Below are 17,650 nucleotides of genomic sequence, written 5' to 3' on the forward strand. Positions count from 1 at the left end.
TACCCAATGTAGCGCCACTAAATGACACCAGGCAAAGGCGATTGCGACGTTTATGGGTGGTCCACATCGATTTCACAGCTGCGCCTTAAACGGCGTGGCGTATGTGCTTTTCCGGCGTGCAAATGCATAATCGCACAGTTACGTATCTCAGTACTTCAGGAGCCATTGAGCTGGTCTTTCGAAGCATCCTGCCCCAAATACGCCGATACTGAACTACGCATTTTCGCGTTGTCCAATTTGAGCAGATATTCCCGCGCCGGCCCGCACGTGGGACCGCTATTCCGATGCGCATGATCGCAATCGCAGCAGCGACGGCAAATAATGGCATTGCGGCAATGGTCGGCGCCGAGTTCCGGCGGCACGCAGCCCCTGAGCGACGGTGCGCCCGAGCACACCTACTGACGTACTGACGCCGCGCGCGACGGACGAAGCGCCGGCGTGCGCGACATCACAGCGGTCAGCCGACCTGCGCGACCCGGATGCGCGGCCCGGCGCGGGCCGTCAGCGTCACGACGCCGACGAATCGCTCGCCGTCGATGATCGGGGACAGCGGCTCGCCGTCGGCCTCGATGAGCATCTCTTGGCCGTTGACGTCGCGCACCCGCTCGCCGTGCAGGGTGCCGTTGGTCAGCGCGGCGGGAAGTTGCACGACGATCCTCGACGGCCTCAGCTCCCCCGCCTGGAAGCTCAACGCACCCGGCCTTTCCGCTTTGGGAAACAGCCGGAACGGACCGCCGATCCGAAGGTCGATCGCGCCCGCGTGCAGCAGCCGGTGCTTGCGCGTCGGCACCTCTTCGCCGTCGATCACCACGCGGGCACGCGTCGGGGCGAACAGGCGCGACGCGTAGTTCGATTTCGTCACGCGCCCGGGGACGACCTTGGTCGCCAGGTAGTCGCCGAGCGAGCGGGCGATCACCCGGGCGACCATCGTCCGGCCGTGATGGGCGTAGCCGTAGTACATGTCGTAGAACCGGTTGCCGACACCCCCCGCGGCCAGCCCGAAGCAGATCCGGCTCAACGTCGACCCGTCCTCGGTCTCACCCTCCAGCTGCAGCGTGTCGAGGAACACCTCCGGCGGTGGCCGGTCCGCCTCGGCCGCGGCCGCCAGGGCGCGCACGATCGCATCCGCCCTGCCGTGCACCCCGGCCTTGCGTGCGACCGCGTTGACGCTGCCGCCGTTGGTGGGGACGAAGGTCGGCCAGCGCTGCGGATCGGACTCGCATTGCCACACCTCATTGATCAGCCAATGCAGGGCGCCGTCACCGCCGTCGCCCACGAGGTGGGTCACCCGCGGCAGCAGTTCCTTCACGGTCTCGCCGAGGTGCTCGGTCGAGGCGGTCTGGCGCACCTCACCCCACGTGCCCGCGGCGCGCTGCAGTTCGGCGCAGCGTTCATCCGGCGCGGCCCGGTTCCTGCGCGCGTTCGGATTGACGATGACCCCTAGGTACATCCGGCGGTGACCACTCCTGAGTGCGGGAATTACGCGCACCAGGTGCGATCCCGAGCGCTCCCCAGACGATACCTGCGGTGTTGTCGCCGCCACCCGGTCGCGCGCCCGGGCCCGACGCCACTGCCGATTAGTCTGGTCGCCATGCCAGGTTGGACCGCAGCAGACCTGCCTTCGTTCGCCGGGCGCACCGCCGTCGTGACCGGCGCCAGCGGCGGCCTGGGCGAGGTCACCGCGCGTGAGCTGGCCCGGGCCGGCGCCCGCGTCATCCTGGCGGTGCGCAACCCCGAGAAGGGCGCGGCCGCCGCCGGCCGCATGAGCGGCGATGTCGAGGTGCGCCGGCTCGACCTGCAGGACCTGTCGTCCGTGCGGAACTTCGCCGACGGGCTGAGCACGGTCGACGTGCTGGTGAACAATGCCGGCATCATGGCCACCAAGCACGCGGTGACCGTCGACGGCTTCGAGGGCCAGATCGGCACCAACCACCTGGGCCATTTCGCGCTGACCAACCTGCTGCTGCCCAGGATCACCGACCGGGTGGTGACGGTGTCTTCCCTGCTGCACCACATCGGCTACATCAGCATCGAAGACCTGAACTTCCACAGACGGCCGTACTCCGCGTGGCTGGCCTACGGCCAGTCCAAACTGGCGAACCTGCTGTTCACCAGCGAGCTGCAACGGCGTCTGGACGCCGCGGGGTCGCCAGTGCGCGCCTTGGCCGCCCATCCCGGCTGGTCGCACACCGACCTGCAGGGCCGCTCCGGCCGCAGGCTCGGCGATGCGCTGGTGCTTGCCGCCGATCGGATCGTGTCCACCGACGCCGACTTCGGGGCCCGGCAGACGCTGTACGCGGCGTCGCAGGATCTGCCCGGTGACACCTTCGTCGGCCCGCGGTTCGGGCTCTACGGGCGCACCCAGCCGACCTGGCGCAACTGGCCGGCCCGCCGAGCGACGACCGCCGCGGCGCTGTGGGACTTGTCCGAACGGCTGACGGACACCAAATTCCCCCTCTGAGCAGCGCCGGGTCGGTCGGCTTTCGCGGCCGCGCGCCTCGCGCAGCTAAATTGGTGACTACACAGTAGGCGGCTTCGGCGCGGCGAGGAGGGTCACCGGATGTCGAGAACCGATATGGCGGTGCTGCTCGCACTGGCCGCCGCGCTGGCGGCAGCGGTCGGCAACGTGGTCCGTCAGCGGGCCGCACAGGAGGTGACCGACAAGCCGGTCGGTCACCTCGCGCTGTTCGGCATGTTGCTGCGTGACCGCAAGTGGTGGCTGGGCGGCATCGGGGACGTCTCCAGCTACGTCCTGATCGCGGCGGCCCTCGACAAGGGCTCGGTGATCCTGGTGACGGCGCTGCAGGTGACGGCGCTGCTGTTCGCCCTGCCGGTGTATGCGCGGTTGTCCCGCCACCGGATCACCGGGCGGGAATGGGCGTGGGCGGTCCTGCTGGCCGCGGCACTGGCGGTGGCCATCACGGTCGGCAATCCGGCGGTCGGCCACGAGCGGGCGCCGATGAGCGCCTGGCTGGCGGTGGTCCTCGTGATGGGTCCCCTGCTGGGCCTGTGTCTGCTGGGCGCCCGGATGTGGTCGGACCGTCCGGTCGCGGCGCTACTGCTGGCGGCGGTGGCCGGATCGTTGCTCGGAGTGTTCGCGGTGCTGACCAAGAGCATCGTCGACATCCTCGAGCACGACGCGGGACACCTGCTGCGCACGCCGGAACTCTACGGCTGGGTGTTCGCCGGGGCGGCCGGGATGATCTATCACCAATCGGCGTATCGCGCCGGTGCCCTCACGGCGTCGTTCCCGACGATCATCGTGGCGAAGCCCGTGGTGGGCGCGGTCCTGGGGGTCACCGTCCTCGGCGAGACATTGCACACCGGTGGCGCCGGGTGGTTGGTGTTGGCCGTGGCGGTCACTGCGGTGATCGCCGCGACGGTGGCGCTGGCCCGCGGTGAGGCCGCCACGGTGGCGGCGGGCGCGGGCCGCGACGTGCGGATCGACGCGATGCCGGCGCCGTCGCAACCCCTGAGCGGCTGAGATCTGTCGCCGCCGGTCTCTATCATTCGGCCCATGCATCGGCTGTCGCCGCCCACCCGTGTCGCCACACGGCTTTCGCCGCTCCCCGTATGAAGATCGCGTTCCTCTTCCTGCCCGGCTACTTCGCGCTGCTGCTCGGCTTCATGGGGCACAGCACCGCAATCGGCTTGGCCGGAGCGGGTTTGGGCCTGCTGCTTGCGGCCCTGGTGTCGCGCAAGGCGGGCTGGGGCCCGCGGCCCGCCGGGATGAAAGCGATCGACGCCATGGACGGGGTGGCGTTCGAGGACTACGTCGCCGGGCGCCTGCGGCGGGCCGGCTGGCAGGTCGGCTTCACGCCGCCGGTGGGCGACTACGGCGTCGACCTGATCGCACAGAAGGACGGCCAGTCGGTGGCGATCCAGTGCAAGCGCCACGGCAAGACGGTCGGGATCGCCGCCGTCCAGCAGGTGGTCTCGGGCGCACGCCACCACGGCTGCACGAGGAGCATCGTCGTCAGCAATCAGGAATTCACCTCCGCGGCAAAGCAATTGGCCCACACCCACGGCTGCCAGTTGATCGGCCGACGGGCCCTGCAGGCGTGGGTGCCGCCGCCGTCGCGCCGGGCGGTCTAGCCTTGCACCATGCCAACCCGGGTTGGGGGATCACGTGCCCGATGACGATCGCCCCAGGAACGACATCAGCCTCGTCGAGCTGGAGGCCCTGCTGTTCCCGGGCGGACGGTACTCGCTGAAGGACTACGGCAGACTGCGCGCGACCATCGTGGAGCTCTCCGAGCAGTACGGGCACGAGCGGATCATGGCCATGATCAAAGAGCTCAACTCGATCAAGCGGGTGCCGGCGAAGATCGCCGCCGAAGACGCCCAGGAAGCGTTCAGGCGGATGTTCAAAGCCCTCAGGGATCGGCGCGGCCGGGGCGAGCCGCCCGCCTAGGTGTACCCGGCGCGATCGTGGCCGGCCACGGGAGGTCGTCGGGCCCAAAGACCCACCCTCCCCGGCTCTTCCGGACAGCACCGGCGCGAGCGACGACGCGCGGTCGGTTTCGGTTCGGGCGGGCCGGGCGCACGGCGACAGTCCCCGGCCGCTGCGCGCGAGGGTCCCGAGAGGCGGTAAATCTGGTGGTGGCAGGTACAGGATTCGAACCTGTGAAGCTTTCGCGACGGATTTACAGTCCGCTCCCATTGGCCGCTCGGGCAACCTGCCGCCTAGCAGGGTACAACGAGCGGGTAGACAAATCACAAACGGCCAGCACCGCAAGAAGGGACGGATCGAATGGCGGACTCATCGTTCGACATCGTCAGCAAAGTGGACCGCCAGGAGGTCGACAACGCGCTCAACCAGGCGGCCAAGGAGCTCTCCACCCGCTTCGACTTCCGTGGCACCGACACCAAGATCGCCTGGAAGGGTGACGAAGTCATCGAGCTCACATCGTCGACGGAGGAGCGGGTCAAGGCCGCCGTCGACGTCTTCAAGGAGAAGCTGATCCGCCGCGACATCTCGATGAAGGCGTTCGACGCCGGCGAGCCGCAGCCGTCCGGCAAGACCTACAAAGTCACCGGGTCGCTCAAGCAGGGCATCAGCAGCGAGCACGCCAAGAAGATCACCAAGCTGATCCGTGACGACGGCCCCAAGACCGTCAAGACCCAGATCCAGGGCGACGAGATCCGCGTCACCAGTAAGAAGCGCGACGATCTGCAGGAGGTCATCGCGATGCTCAAGCAGGCCGACCTGGAGGTGGCGCTGCAGTTCGTCAACTATCGGTAGCCGCCCGGCGCCCGGGCCGTGGCGTTACGCTCGACAGCCATCGGGATGAAAGCGAGGTTCACGATGACCGTGACTCCCCGGGAGGCCGTCGACGGCGCTCTGCCCACCACGGACGACGACGGCGGCCGGTTCGACGTCGTCATCGTCGGCGCCGGCATCTCCGGCATCGACGCGGCCTACCGGATCACCGAGCGCAACCCCGGCCTCAGTTACGTCATCCTGGAACGGCGCGAACGCATCGGCGGCACGTGGGACCTGTTCCGCTACCCGGGCGTGCGCTCGGACAGCAGCATCTTCACGCTGTCGTTCCCATTCGAGCCGTGGACGCGGGAGGAGGGCGTCGCCGACGGCGTCCACATCCGCGAGTACCTGACCGCCACCGCGCACAAATACGGCATCGACCGCCACATCCGGTTCAACAGCCACGTCCGGTCGGCCGACTGGGATTCGGCCACCGACACCTGGACGGTCACCACCGAAGAAGACGGGGCACCTGAGGGCGCGCGCAAGCGCTACCGCGGCCGGTTCGTGTTCTTCGCCAGCGGCTACTACGACTACGACGCGGGCTACACCCCGGACTTCCCCGGCATCGGCGAGTTCCGGGGCACCGTCGTGCATCCGCAGCACTGGCCGGAAGACCTCGACTACGCCGGCAAGAAGGTCGTGGTGATCGGCAGCGGGGCCACCGCCGTCACGCTGCTCCCCTCGCTGTCGGACCGGGCCGCGAAGGTGACCATGCTGCAGCGCTCGCCGACCTACCTGATCTCTGCGTCCAAATACAGCAGGGTCGCCGCCGTCGCCCGTAAGCTGCTGCCCCGCAGGGCCGCTCATCTGGTCATCCGGATGTACAGCGCGCTCACCGAGGCGGCGTTCTTCCTGCTGTCGCGCAAGGCCCCGGCCCTGGTGCGGCGCCTCCTGCGGAGTATCGCGATCAGGAACCTGCCCGCCGGTTACGCCGTCGACGTGCATTTCAAACCGCGCTACAACCCCTGGGACCAGCGGATGTGTTTGATCCCCGACGCCGACCTCTACAACGCCATCCGCGCCGGGCGCGCCGAGGTGGTCACCGACCACATCGACCATTTCGACGCGAGCGGTATCGCGCTCGAATCCGGCGGGCACCTCGACGCCGACATCGTCGTCACCGCCACCGGCCTGCAACTGCAGGCGCTCGGCGGAACAGAGATCAGCCTCGACGGCGAGCGGATCGATCCCACCGAGCGCTTCGTCTACAAGGCGCACATGCTCGAAGACGTGCCCAACCTGTTCTGGTGCGTGGGCTACACCAACGCGTCGTGGACGCTGCGGGCCGACATCACCGCACGAGCGACGGCAAAGCTCATGGCGCACATGGCTTCTCATGGTTACACCCACGCCAGCCCGCACCGCGGCAACCAGCCCATACCCGAGAAACCGGCGTGGGACATCAACGCCGGCTACGTGCTGCGGTCGCTGCACGCGCTGCCGAAATCCGGCACCAAACGGCCGTGGAACGTGCGGCAGAACTATTTCGCCGACGCCATCGACTACCGGTTCGACCGTATCGAGGAGGCGATGGTGTTCGGACGCGTCGCCGAACGGGCGGCGCTGGCGGGGTAGCGGTCAGCGAGTCGGGTTGGCGCCCAACGCCGATCCGTCGTCCGCTATCCGCTTCCCGCAGCTGGGGCAGTACTTCTCGTCTGGGTGATGCGCCGCCCCGCAATCCGAACAGAAATGCGGTTCGAGGTCCGGGGCAACGCCGATGAGCCCGGCGGCGCCGAGCTTGAGCCCCGCCCGCGTCCGGACCGGTTTCCCGGTGCCGGCCGGCCCACCGGAAACCAGCTGCAGGGCAGGGTTTTTCGCCGGCCGGTACGGCCGCCACCGGGTGCGAACCGCCGCGAGCGTCAGCCCCGCGCCGGCCGCGAGCACCAGCGCGACGCCCCCGACGGTGTACCACGCCAGGTTCGCGCCGCGAAGCGCCGACTGGTCACCGTACTGCTGGCGCAGGTTCGCCGCGCTGGTCTTGAGGTCGGCCAGGCCCGGGTAGTCCGGTGACAACGCCAACGCCTGGTCGAAGTCGTTGATGGCTTGGGTGTAGCGGCCGGCGTAGTACTGGCCGAGCCCTTCGCGGTAGACGACGTCGGCGGGCCCGAGCCTGGGCCTGACGCCCTTGCCCGCCATCACCGCCGCGAGGGTGTCCGCCGGTGCGATGAAGTTGAACGCCTGCGGCTCGCCGACCGGGCCGAAGCTGTTGACGCCGATCACCTTGCCGTCGAGTTCGACGGTGGGGCCGCCGCTCATGCCTTCGGAGGCCGCGGCGTCGACCTCGTAGACGGGGTTGGATCCCATGACCGACTTCTTGCTGACCGCGCCGGACTTGTTGGTGGGGTCCAGCGACGGCCCGGTGATGTTCTGCGTGCTCTCGGGGAAGCCCACCGCGAGGATCGCCGTGCCGATGCTGACGTCGGCGTCGGTGGCCAACTCCGACGACGGAAGGTTGCGCCCGTCCACCTTGAGAAGCGCGACGTCGCCTTTGCCCAGGGGACGGAAATCCGCGACGCTGGCGGGGAGCTTCCCGGCGACCGTGCGGCCCGTCCCGTACATCACGGTGAGGCCGACCTCGGGTCCGCGCTCGGCGGTCTCGCCCTCCACCCGCGCGTTCTTGACAAGCCAGTCCAGCGCCGCCGCGGGATCCCGCGACTCGGGCGCACCCGGGAACTGTGCGATGTACTCGCCGGCGGCGCGTTTGAGGATCAGCAGCTTCGCGCTCTGCGGGTCGACGCAATGACCGGCCGTCGCCACCCAGCCGTCGGGGTTGACGGCGAAAGCGGTGCAACCCCACGTCGCGAGGAACGGCATGCTCGAACCCGGCCCGAACTGCGAGAGCACCTGCCCGTCGGGCAGCCGCACGGTGCCGTATCCCTGGCCGGCCAGATACATGACGGCCGGGCGGATCAGGGCGGCCGCCTTCTCCGCGGGGTTGGCCCGCGGGCGGCCGTCGTCGGCCGCGGCGACGCCCGGTGTGCCCACCGACATCGCCAGGACGGCCGACGACACCAGCCCGATCGCCCGGCCGCAACGAGCGCGTCTTGGCATCATTCCTCCTTCAGACGAACCCCTTCGACTCTTCGCGGCGGCGCGTGGCCGGGGGTAGGGGCCGAAGTCCCCTGCCGGGAGGCCATTGGGGAGTTCGTGAACTGCTTCTAAATCGCTGGTGTCGGCAATACGCTGATCGCCATGGCAGTCGACACGCGCGAACCCAGAGTCGTTGTCCTCGGTGGCGGTTCCTGGGGAACCACCGTGGCGTCCATCTGCGCGCGCCGCGGTCCCACGCTGCAGTGGGTGCGCTCGCAGGAAACGGCGCTAGACATCAACACCCGGCACCGCAACAGCCGCTATCTCGGCAACGACGTCGTCCTCAGTGACACGCTGCGCGCCACCACCGATTTCGCCGAGGCGGCGAACTGCGCCGACGTCGTCGTCATGGGCGTTCCCTCGCACGGCTTTCGCGGGGTGCTGACCGAGCTGGCCAGGCAGCTGCGGCCGTGGGTGCCGGTGGTGTCGCTGGTCAAGGGGCTCGAGCAGGGCACCAACATGCGGATGTCGCAGATCATCGAGGAGCTGCTGCCCGGACACCCGGCGGGCATCCTGGCTGGCCCGAACATCGCCCGCGAGGTGGCCGAGGGCTATGCGGCCGCCGCGGTGCTCGCGATGCCCGACCAGCATCTGGCGACGCGGCTGTCGGCGTTCTTCCGGACCCGGCGCTTCCGCGTGTACACCACCGACGACGTCGTCGGCGTCGAAATGGCGGGCGCGCTGAAGAACGTGTTCGCCATCGCCGTCGGCATGGGCTATTCGCTGGGCATCGGCGAGAACACCCGGGCGTTGGTGATCGCGCGGGCGTTGCGCGAGATGACCAAGCTGGGCGTGGCGATGGGCGGCAGCCCGGAGACCTTCCCCGGACTGGCCGGGTTGGGCGACCTCATCGTCACCTGCACCAGCCAGCGCAGCCGCAACCGCCATGTCGGTGAGCAACTCGGCGCCGGCAAGCCGATCGACGAGATCATCGCGTCGATGAACCAGGTGGCCGAGGGCGTCAAGGCCGCGAGCGTGATCATGGAGTTCGCCGACGAATTCGGCCTGAACATGCCGATCGCCCGCGAGGTCGACGCCGTGATCAACCACGGCGCGACCGTCGAGGACGCCTATCGCGGCTTGGCCGCCGAGGTTCCGGGGCACGAGGTGCACGGCGCGGGCTTCTGAGCCGTTTCCGCAAAGTCACTGCCGCGGAACATTTGCATTCGGTATGGGCCGGGCCCGTCCGCTTGACCCGCGCTTGACCGCCGAAATACCGTCGAGTGCGGTAGCCAGGCGTTCCCGCCCCCGACGCTGCGGGTCGGCGCATACGTAATCGCTTGTGCGCCAGCGTGCTACGACGAGGTGAGCAAGCGTACCCGGGGCGGATACCGCACATCCCCCGCTATGACTGACGAGGGAATCGACCGATGCACAACACCTTTCGAGCAGACCGCTTGCGGTCGGTGATCCGGCACGATCTGCCGGCCTCGCTGGTCGTCTTCCTGGTCGCGCTGCCGTTGTCACTGGGCATCGCGATCGCGTCCAACGCCCCCGTGCTCGCCGGCCTGATCGCCGCCGGAGTGGGCGGCATCGTCGTGGGGGCCATCGGCGGCTCACCGCTACAGGTCAGCGGCCCGGCGGCCGGGCTGACGGTGGTGGTCGCCGGCCTGGTATCCGACTTCGGTTGGGAAATAACGTGTTTCATCACCGTCGTCGCGGGATTCCTGCAGGTGATGCTGGGACTGAGCCGGGTGGCACGGGCCGCCCTGGCGATCTCGCCCGTCGTGGTGCACGCCATGCTGGCCGGCATCGGCATCACGATCGCCCTGCAACAAGCCCACGTGCTGCTGGGCGGGAAGTCCAAGAGCACGGCCTGGCACAACCTGACCGGCCTGCCCGGCCAGATCATCGGCGCGCACCGACCGGGAGTTGTCCTGGGGGCTCTGGTGATCGTCATCCTGATCGCCTGGCGACGGGTTCCGCCCAAGCTGCGGCGCGTCCCCGGCGCCCTGGTCGCCATCGTCGTCGTGACGGTCATCTCGGTCGCCTTCCCCTTCCACGTCAGGCGCATCGACCTCGACGGCTCGCCGCTGGACGCCCTGCAGCTTCCCGGCGTCCCGCACGGCAACTGGGGCGCGATCGGCCTCGGGGTCATCACGGTCGCGCTGATCGCCAGCGTCGAGAGCCTGCTGTCGGCGGTCTCGGTCGACAGGATGCATACCGGGCCGCGCACGGACTTCAACCTCGAGCTGATCGGGCAGGGCACCGCGAACCTGGTGTCGGGGATGATCGGCGGGCTGCCCGTGACCGGCGTGATCGTGCGCAGCTCAACCAATGTCAACGCCGGCGCGAGGTCGCGCGCATCGGCGTTCATGCACGGCGTCTGGGTCCTGCTGTTCACCATCCCGTTCGCGGGACTCATCGACCAGATACCGACCGCCGCATTGGCCGGACTGCTCATCGTCATCGGCGTCCAGCTGCTCAAGCCCGCGCACATCGAAACCGCCATGAAGCAAGGGGATCTCACCGTTTACGTGGTGACCGCGGCGTGTGTCGTCTTCCTCAACCTGCTGCACGGCGTCCTCATCGGCCTCGCGCTGGCGATCACGTTGACCGGGTGGCGGGTGATCCGGGCCAGGGTGGAGGCGGCGGGCACCGATGACACCTGGCGGGTGGCGATCCACGGGGCCGCCGCCACCTTTCTCACCCTGCCGCGGTTGACGCGGGTACTCGCGTCGATTCCGCCGGGAACCTCTGTCACGGTGACCATCTCGGTCAACTACCTCGATCATGCGGCACACCAGGCGATTTCGGACTGGCAGCGGCAGCACTGCGCCAACGGGGGCACGGTCCGGATCGAAGGCGGTGCCCAGACGGGCCAGTTCGCCCGCCGCGTTTGGCTCGATCCGGCGCAGCCGGAGGCCGCGGCCTAGCTGGGTCCGCGCGCCATCGACTCCAGCCGGCGGATGCGGTCTTCGATCGGCGGGTGCGTGGAGAACAGCGCGCCCATCCGCTCGCCCGCGCGAAACGGGTTGGCGATCATCAGGTGCGCCTGGCTGGCCAGCTGCGGCTGCGGCGGCAGCGGGGCCAGCTGGACCCCGCCGGAGATCTTGCGCAGGGCCGACGCCAAAGCCAGCGGGTCGCCGGTCAGCACCGCGCCGGACTCATCGGCCTGGTACTCGCGCGAGCGCGACACGGCCAGCTTCACCACCGTCGCCGCGATCGGACCCAGCAGCGAAACCAGGAGCAGCGCAAAGGGATTCTCACCGTCGCGGTCACCGCCGCCGAACATGCCGGCGAACATGGCCATGTTGGCCAGCGCGGTGATCACCGAGGCCATGGCGCCGGCGATGCACGAGATCAGGATGTCGCGGTTGTACACGTGGGACAGCTCGTGGCCCAGCACCGCGCGCAGCTCCCGCTCGTCGAGAAGCCCGAGGATGCCCGTCGTGCAACACACGGCGGCGTTGCGCGGGTTGCGGCCTGTGGCGAACGCGTTGGGCGCGTTGGTGTCGCTGATGTAGAGCCGCGGCATCGGCTGGCGCGCCGAGTTGGCCAGCTCGCGCACGATCCGGTACATCGCCGGCGCCTGCACCTCGGAGACCGGTTGTGCGTGCATCGCCCGCAGCGCCAGCTTGTCGCTGTTGAAGTACACGTAGATGTTCATGCCGACGGCGAACAACACCGCCAGGAACATGGCGGTCCTGCCGAACAGCGCGCCGACGAACACGATCAACGCGGACATGCCGACCAACAGGGCGAAGGTCTTGAACCTGTTGGCTTGCGGATGCCAGGTCATCAGTGCCCTCCTACGAGAATTTGCCGACTTCAGCCAATTGAACGCCCGAGTGGACTTCCGGGTTCCGCGGGCCGCTAACCGTGCCTGCTGATCGTGTAGTCGACCAGGGTCTGCAGCGCCCGCCGGCCGGGGACGTCGGGCATGGTGGCCAGTTCCCGGTGCGCCTGCTGCGCGTAGTCCGCCAGGAAGCGCTTGGCCTTGCCCATGCCCGGCGATGCCCGCAGCAGCGCCAGGGCCTCGGTCACCAGCTCTTCGTCCGCGATGGGACCGGTCAGCAGCTCGCGCAGGCGTGCCGCCTCCGGCCCGGGCTCCCTGAGCGCGTAGACCATGGGCAGTGTGTGCACCCCTTCGCGCACGTCGGTGCCGGGCAGCTTGCCGGACTCACCGGCGTCGCTGTCGATGTCGATGATGTCGTCGGCGATCTGGAACGCGGTGCCCACGATGCCCCCGACGCGGCTCAGCCGCTCGACCTGATCGGTGTCGGCGCCCGAGAACATCCCGCCGAACCGGCCGGCCGCGGCGATCAGGCAGGCCGTCTTCTCGTAGACCACCTTGAGGTAGTGCTCCACCGGATCGGCCCCGTTGCCCAGGCCCCGCGTCTCGCGCATCTGACCGGTCACCAGCTGGGCGAACGTCTCGGCGATCAGCCCCACCGCCTCCGGCCCCAGCCGCGACACCAGCCGCGAGGCCGTCGCGAACAGGTAGTCGCCGGCCAGGATCGCGACGTTGTTGCCCCAGCGCACGTTGGCCGTGGGCGCGCCGCGGCGGACCTCCGCCTCGTCCATCACGTCGTCGTGATAGAGCGTGGCCAGATGGACCAGTTCGATGACGGCGCCGGCGATGGTCACCTCGCCGGCGTCGGGATTGGGTCCGATCTGCGCCGACAGCACCGTGAACAACGGCCGGAACCGCTTGCCGCCGGCCTTGAACAGGTGCATCAGCGAGTCGGTCATCACCGCGTCCGCGCTGCCCAGCTCGGCCTCCATGAGCTGCTCGACCCGGGCGACGCCGTCCCGCACGATCGCCGCGAATGCGGCATCGCCGAAGTCGACGCCCGCCACCACCGTCGCCGGAGTGCTCACCCGACCAAACATACTGGTGTACATGAAGACGGCAGCGACCAGAGCCGACCTGGTGGTGGTGGGCGCCGGGCCGGCCGGTTCGGCGGCGGCCGCCTGGGCGGCTCGCGCGGGGGCCGACGTCCTGGTCATCGACTCGGCCAGCTTTCCGCGCGACAAGGCGTGCGGTGACGGGCTGACGCCGCGCGCGGTCGCCGAGCTGGAGCGGCTGGGACTGGGCGGCTGGCTGGACACCCGGATCCGGCACCGGGGCCTTCGGATGAGCGGCTTCGGCGGCGAGGTGGAGGTGCAGTGGCCCGGCCCGTCGTTCCCGTCGACCGGCAGCGCCGTCGCCCGTCTCGAGCTGGACGACCGCATTCGCACATGCGCTTCAGATTCCGGGGCGCGGATGATGCTTGGCGCGAAAGCGGTTGGCGTGCATCACGATTCGTCACGCCGCGTGGTGTCGGTGATCTTGGCCGACGGCACCGAGGTGGGCTGCCGCCACCTGATCGTCGCCGACGGGGCGCGGTCCACGCTGGGCCGCAAGCTGGGCCGGCGTTGGCATCAGGAGACGGTGTACGGCATCGCCGCACGCGCATACCTGCCCACGCCGCGCGCCGACGACCCGTGGCTGACGTCGCACCTGGAGCTGCGCTCCCCCGACGGCGCCGTGCTGCCCGGCTACGGCTGGATCTTCCCGCTGGGCAACGGCGAGGTGAACATCGGCGTGGGCGCGCTGTCGACGTCCAAGCGGCCCGCGGACCTGGCGCTGCGGCCGCTCATCTCCTACTACGCCGACCTGCGCCGCGACGAGTGGGGCTTCACCGGTGAGCCGCGGGCGGTGTCGTCGGCGCTGCTGCCGATGGGCGGGGCGGTCTCGGGGGTCGCCGGACCCAACTGGATGCTGATCGGCGACGCCGCCGCCTGCGTCAACCCGCTCAACGGCGAGGGCATCGACTACGGCCTGGAGACCGGGCGCATGGCCGCGGAGTTGCTGGACTGCCGCGACCTCTCACGGGAGTGGCCGTCGCTGCTGCAGCGGCACTACGGCCGCGGGTTCTCCGTGGCGCGCAGGCTGGCGCTGTTGCTGACGTTTCAGCGATTCCTGCCCGCGACCGGGCCGATCGCGATGCGCTCCACGACGCTGATGACCGTCGCCGTGCGGGTGATGGCCAACCTGGTCACCGACGAGGACGCCGACTGGGTGGCGCGCGCGTGGCGGGGCGGCGGGCGCCTGTCGCGGCTGGTCGACCGCCGGACGCCCTTCAGCTGAACGGGTCGGCATCGGGGCTGATAGAGCCGCCGCTGCGGTGTATAGTCCGGCTAATGAAGCGTATGAGGCTGGTAACCGGTGTCGCCGCGGCGGCCGCAGCGATGACCCTGGCCGCGCCGGCGCAGGCCGACCCCGGAGTGCCCAGGACGCCGTCACCCCCCAGCGACTACGACGCCCCCTTCAAGAACACGGTCAACGGCTTCGGCATCTACGGCCCGCAGGACCAGCTCGCGTGGATGGGCAAGATCAGCTGCGACCGGATCAACAGGGGACTGGACACCGACCCGTACAAGTCGGCCAACTTCATCCAGCACAACCTGCCGCGGGGAACCACCCAGGGCCAGGCTTTCCAGTTCCTGGGCGCCGCGATCGACCACTACTGCCCCAACCAGGTGGGCTTCATCCAGGGCGCCGGCCGCTAGGCCGTCATCACCGCAGCGGTTTGTGCCCGGCGTGCAGCGCCACGATGCCGCCGGTCAGGTTGCGCCACCGCACCGCGGTCCACCCGGCCCGTGAGATGTGCCGTGCCAGCTCGTCCTGGTCGGGCCACGCCCTGATCGATTCGGCGAGATACACGTAGGCCTCGGGGTTGCTCGACACCGCGCGCGCCACCCGCGGCAGCGCCTGCATCAGGTACTCCTTGTAGACGGTGGCGAACAGCCCGTTGGTGGGCGTCGAGAACTCACACACCACCAGGCGGCCTCCGGGACGGGTCACGCGGGCCATCTCGCGCAGCGCCGCCTGCGTGTCGACGACATTGCGCAGGCCGAAGCTGATGGTCACCGCGTCGAACACGGCGTCGGCGAACGGCAACCGGGTGGCGTCGCCGGCCACCTTCGGAACCCCGCGCGAAGCCCCCGCCGCCAGCATCCCGACCGAGAAGTCCGCCGCGACGCACCACGCCCCGGACTTGCGCAGCTCGACGGTGGACACCGCGGTGCCCGCGGCCAGGTCCAGCACCTTGTCGGCGGGACCGATCGCCAGGGCCGACCGGGTGGCGCGCCTCCAGAACCGGTCCTGGCCCAGCGACAGCACCGTGTTGGTCAGGTCGTAGCGGCGGGCGACGCCGTCGAACATCGACGCGACATCCCGGGGGTCCTTGTCCAACGCCGCGCGACTCACGATGTCGACGGTACCGCCCGCGGGGAATGAGGCGGCCACACGGGCGTTGCACGAATGCGTGACTGAGAAAATATGGTTCATCACCGGAGCATCACGAGGATTCGGGCGGGCGTGGGCTAGCGCCGCGCTGGAGCGGGGCGACAAGGTCGCCGCCACCGCACGCGACACCGCCTCGCTGGACGACCTGGCCGGCAAGTTCGGCGACGCGCTGCTGCCGCTGCGGTTGGACGTCACCGACCGCGAGGCGGACTTCGCCGCGGTTGCCCAGGCGCACAAGCACTTCGGGCGCCTCGACGTCGTCGTCAACAACGCCGGTTACGGCCATTTCGGGTTCGTCGAGGAGCTCTCCGAGCAAGACGCGCGCGACCAGCTCGAGACCAACGTGTTCGGCGCGCTGTGGATCACCCAGGCGGCGTTGCCCTACCTGCGCGAGCAACGCGGCGGCCACATCATCCAGGTGTCCTCGATCGGCGGCATCACGGCGTTTCCGTTGGTCGGCATGTATCACGCGTCCAAGTGGGCGCTCGAAGGCCTGTCGCAGGCGCTGGCGCAGGAGGTCGCGCCCTTCGGGGTGCACGTGACGCTGATCGAACCGGGCGGCTTCGACACCGATTGGGCCGGCCCGTCGGCCAGGCACTCCGAGGCCCTGCCCGCCTACGACGACCTGCGGACCGCCGTAGTGGCCGAGCGCAGCAAGCGGTGGGCCAGCCCCGGCGACCCGTCGGCGTCGGCAGCCGCACTACTGAAGGTGGTGGACGCCGAAAAGCCGCCGCTGCGAGTCTTTTTCGGCGCCTCCCCGCTGGCGACGGCCAAGGCCGACTACGAGAGCCGGTTGCAGAACTGGCAAGAATGGCAGGACGTGGCTGAACTGGCCCAGGGCTAGCCGGGAAAGCCGGCGGCGCTGCGCCTGGTCTTCACTCGCCCTGGGCATAGCGCCGCAGCGAGTTACGCGATATCCGCGCCCTCGCCGACGGCGACTGCACCGCCTCGTAGTGGCCGAGCAGCTCGTCACAGATCACCGGCCAGCTGCGGCCCAGCACGCTGCGCCGGGCGGCCGGCGAATAACGGTGGCGCTCCTGCAGCAGGTGCGCGGCAGCGGTCGGCAGCCGCTGCTCGAACTCGTCGACGGGCAACAACAATCCGGTGCGGCACGGCGCGATGAGATCACGCGGGCCGCCGGCGTCGGGGGCGATCACCGGCAACCCCGACGCCAGCGCTTCTTGGACTACCTGACAGAACGTCTCGTGCTCGCCGGTGTGGACGAAGACGTCCATGCTGGCGTACGCGGCGGCGAGCTCGTCGCCGTACAACGCCCCGGTGAAAACCGCTGTCGGCATGGCTGATTGAAGTTTCTGGCGGTCGACGCCGTCACCGACGACGACGAGCTGCACCGCGTCGTCGGCCGCGAGCGAGATCAGCCGCTCCGCATGTTTCTCCGGTGCCAGCCGCCCGACGAAACCCACGATCGGCTTGCCCTGCGGAGACCACCGCCGCCGGAGCCGTTCGTCGCGCGCCGACGGCGCGTACCGCAGGACGTCGACGCCGCGGGCCCACCGGTGAACTCGCGGGAACCGTTGCTTGACAAGCGATTCCATGGTGGCACTGGACGGCGCCAGGGTGCGGTCGGCGAGGGTGTGCAGGTGGCGGAACCAGGCCCAGGCGGCCCGCTCCGTCGCGCCGATGCCGTAGCTGGCCGCGAAACCCGGTACGTCGGTCTGGTAGACCGCCACGGTCGGCACCCCGAGCCAGCGGGCCGCCTTCACCCCGCCGTAGCCGAGCAGCGCCGGCGACGCCAGGTGCACGACGTGGGGGTCGAATCCCCGCAGCACTTTCACCATCCGCGGCGTGGGCACGCCCAGCGGCAGGGACGTCACTTTCGGGAACATGCGAGACGGCACCCGGTGCACCCGGATGCCGTCGTGGAGTCGCTCTGCGCGTTGCTCGCCCGGCGGATTGTCCGGCGCTATGACCAGGGCTTCGTGACCGGTGCGGCGCAGATGCTCGAGCACCCGGACCACCGAGTTGCTGACACCGTTGACTTGGGGCAGGAAGGATTCGGCGACGATTGCGACTCGCACACCGCCACAGTGACA

The 17,650-nt window shown here is 69.5% G+C and carries 17 protein-coding genes and 1 tRNA gene; 11 read left to right on the plus strand and 7 right to left on the minus strand.

Annotated elements, in window-relative coordinates; translation table 11 throughout:
* Positions 1 to 457: 457 nt before the first annotated feature.
* Positions 458 to 1,450 carry a diacylglycerol kinase family protein gene (locus G6N48_RS15865; RefSeq protein ID WP_085271858.1) on the minus strand — a complete coding sequence of 331 codons (993 nt, stop codon included), beginning with the start codon at positions 1,448 to 1,450 and terminating at the stop codon, positions 458 to 460.
* A 141-nt stretch (positions 1,451 to 1,591) separates the two neighbouring features.
* On the opposite strand from G6N48_RS15865, the gene G6N48_RS15870 reads away from it, so the two are divergent.
* From G6N48_RS15870 to G6N48_RS15885, 4 genes are all read left to right on the plus strand, one after another.
* A complete protein-coding gene (locus G6N48_RS15870) occupies positions 1,592 to 2,461 on the plus strand; it encodes an oxidoreductase (RefSeq protein WP_085271857.1) in 870 nt (289 codons plus the stop codon).
* A gap of 99 nt (positions 2,462 to 2,560) precedes the next feature.
* Positions 2,561 to 3,484, plus strand: coding sequence for a DMT family transporter (locus tag G6N48_RS15875; protein WP_085271856.1), 924 nt, complete (start codon positions 2,561 to 2,563; stop codon positions 3,482 to 3,484).
* A gap of 89 nt (positions 3,485 to 3,573) precedes the next feature.
* Entirely contained in the window at positions 3,574 to 4,095 is a 522-nt protein-coding gene (locus tag G6N48_RS15880; protein ID WP_232066632.1) for a restriction endonuclease, read from the plus strand.
* Positions 4,096 to 4,129: 34 nt separating this feature from the next.
* Positions 4,130 to 4,414: a hypothetical protein gene (locus tag G6N48_RS15885; RefSeq protein ID WP_085271855.1), complete on the plus strand. Its 285-nt coding sequence runs from the start codon at positions 4,130 to 4,132 to the stop codon at positions 4,412 to 4,414.
* A gap of 186 nt (positions 4,415 to 4,600) precedes the next feature.
* On the opposite strand, the gene G6N48_RS15890 is transcribed toward G6N48_RS15885, so the two are convergent.
* A tRNA-Tyr gene (locus G6N48_RS15890) sits at positions 4,601 to 4,684 on the minus strand.
* 69 nt (positions 4,685 to 4,753) lie between these two features.
* Between G6N48_RS15890 and G6N48_RS15895 the strand changes: the two genes are divergently transcribed.
* Both G6N48_RS15895 and G6N48_RS15900 read left to right on the plus strand, forming a co-directional pair.
* Positions 4,754 to 5,245 (plus strand): YajQ family cyclic di-GMP-binding protein, encoded by a 492-nt coding sequence (locus tag G6N48_RS15895; RefSeq protein ID WP_085271854.1) that lies wholly within the window; start codon positions 4,754 to 4,756, stop codon positions 5,243 to 5,245.
* 63 nt (positions 5,246 to 5,308) lie between these two features.
* Positions 5,309 to 6,844 (plus strand): flavin-containing monooxygenase, encoded by a 1,536-nt coding sequence (locus tag G6N48_RS15900; protein WP_085272068.1) that lies wholly within the window; start codon positions 5,309 to 5,311, stop codon positions 6,842 to 6,844.
* Between the two features lie 3 nt (positions 6,845 to 6,847).
* On the opposite strand, the gene G6N48_RS15905 is transcribed toward G6N48_RS15900, so the two are convergent.
* On the minus strand, positions 6,848 to 8,320 hold the full coding sequence (locus G6N48_RS15905) for a trypsin-like peptidase domain-containing protein (protein WP_085272067.1): 1,473 nt from the start codon (positions 8,318 to 8,320) through the stop codon (positions 6,848 to 6,850).
* A 141-nt stretch (positions 8,321 to 8,461) separates the two neighbouring features.
* On the opposite strand from G6N48_RS15905, the gene G6N48_RS15910 reads away from it, so the two are divergent.
* A complete protein-coding gene (locus G6N48_RS15910; RefSeq protein WP_085271853.1) occupies positions 8,462 to 9,487 on the plus strand; it encodes an NAD(P)H-dependent glycerol-3-phosphate dehydrogenase in 1,026 nt (341 codons plus the stop codon).
* 242 nt (positions 9,488 to 9,729) lie between these two features.
* The gene (locus G6N48_RS15915) at positions 9,730 to 11,235 is read left to right on the plus strand and encodes a SulP family inorganic anion transporter (protein WP_085271852.1); all 1,506 of its coding nucleotides are present in this window, start codon (positions 9,730 to 9,732) and stop codon (positions 11,233 to 11,235) included.
* Here the strand turns inward: G6N48_RS15915 and htpX are convergent.
* Together htpX and grcC1 are read right to left on the minus strand one after the other, a co-directional pair.
* The gene (htpX, locus tag G6N48_RS15920; RefSeq protein WP_085271851.1) at positions 11,232 to 12,101 is read right to left on the minus strand and encodes a zinc metalloprotease HtpX; all 870 of its coding nucleotides are present in this window, start codon (positions 12,099 to 12,101) and stop codon (positions 11,232 to 11,234) included. The genes G6N48_RS15915 and htpX overlap by 4 nt on opposite strands.
* Before the next feature lie 74 nt (positions 12,102 to 12,175).
* Positions 12,176 to 13,183, minus strand: coding sequence for a nonaprenyl/(2E,6E)-farnesyl/geranylgeranyl diphosphat synthase (gene grcC1, locus G6N48_RS15925; RefSeq protein ID WP_085271850.1), 1,008 nt, complete (start codon positions 13,181 to 13,183; stop codon positions 12,176 to 12,178).
* 22 nt (positions 13,184 to 13,205) lie between these two features.
* Between grcC1 and menJ the strand changes: the two genes are divergently transcribed.
* The gene (gene menJ, locus G6N48_RS15930; protein ID WP_085271849.1) at positions 13,206 to 14,435 is read left to right on the plus strand and encodes a menaquinone reductase; all 1,230 of its coding nucleotides are present in this window, start codon (positions 13,206 to 13,208) and stop codon (positions 14,433 to 14,435) included.
* Between the two features lie 53 nt (positions 14,436 to 14,488).
* Positions 14,489 to 14,857: a DUF732 domain-containing protein gene (locus tag G6N48_RS15935; protein WP_085271848.1), complete on the plus strand. Its 369-nt coding sequence runs from the start codon at positions 14,489 to 14,491 to the stop codon at positions 14,855 to 14,857.
* 7 nt (positions 14,858 to 14,864) lie between these two features.
* Here G6N48_RS15935 and G6N48_RS15940 read toward each other — a convergent pair whose 3' ends face one another.
* The gene (locus tag G6N48_RS15940; protein WP_085272065.1) at positions 14,865 to 15,557 is read right to left on the minus strand and encodes a demethylmenaquinone methyltransferase; all 693 of its coding nucleotides are present in this window, start codon (positions 15,555 to 15,557) and stop codon (positions 14,865 to 14,867) included.
* A 58-nt stretch (positions 15,558 to 15,615) separates the two neighbouring features.
* On the opposite strand from G6N48_RS15940, the gene G6N48_RS15945 reads away from it, so the two are divergent.
* Positions 15,616 to 16,440, plus strand: coding sequence for an SDR family oxidoreductase (locus G6N48_RS15945; RefSeq protein ID WP_085272066.1), 825 nt, complete (start codon positions 15,616 to 15,618; stop codon positions 16,438 to 16,440).
* Positions 16,441 to 16,471: 31 nt separating this feature from the next.
* Here G6N48_RS15945 and G6N48_RS15950 read toward each other — a convergent pair whose 3' ends face one another.
* On the minus strand, positions 16,472 to 17,635 hold the full coding sequence (locus tag G6N48_RS15950; protein ID WP_085271847.1) for a glycosyltransferase family 4 protein: 1,164 nt from the start codon (positions 17,633 to 17,635) through the stop codon (positions 16,472 to 16,474).
* Positions 17,636 to 17,650 lie beyond the last annotated feature (15 nt).

Source organism: Mycobacterium parmense (genome assembly GCF_010730575.1).
Taxonomy (GTDB): Bacteria; Actinomycetota; Actinomycetes; order Mycobacteriales; family Mycobacteriaceae; genus Mycobacterium; species Mycobacterium parmense.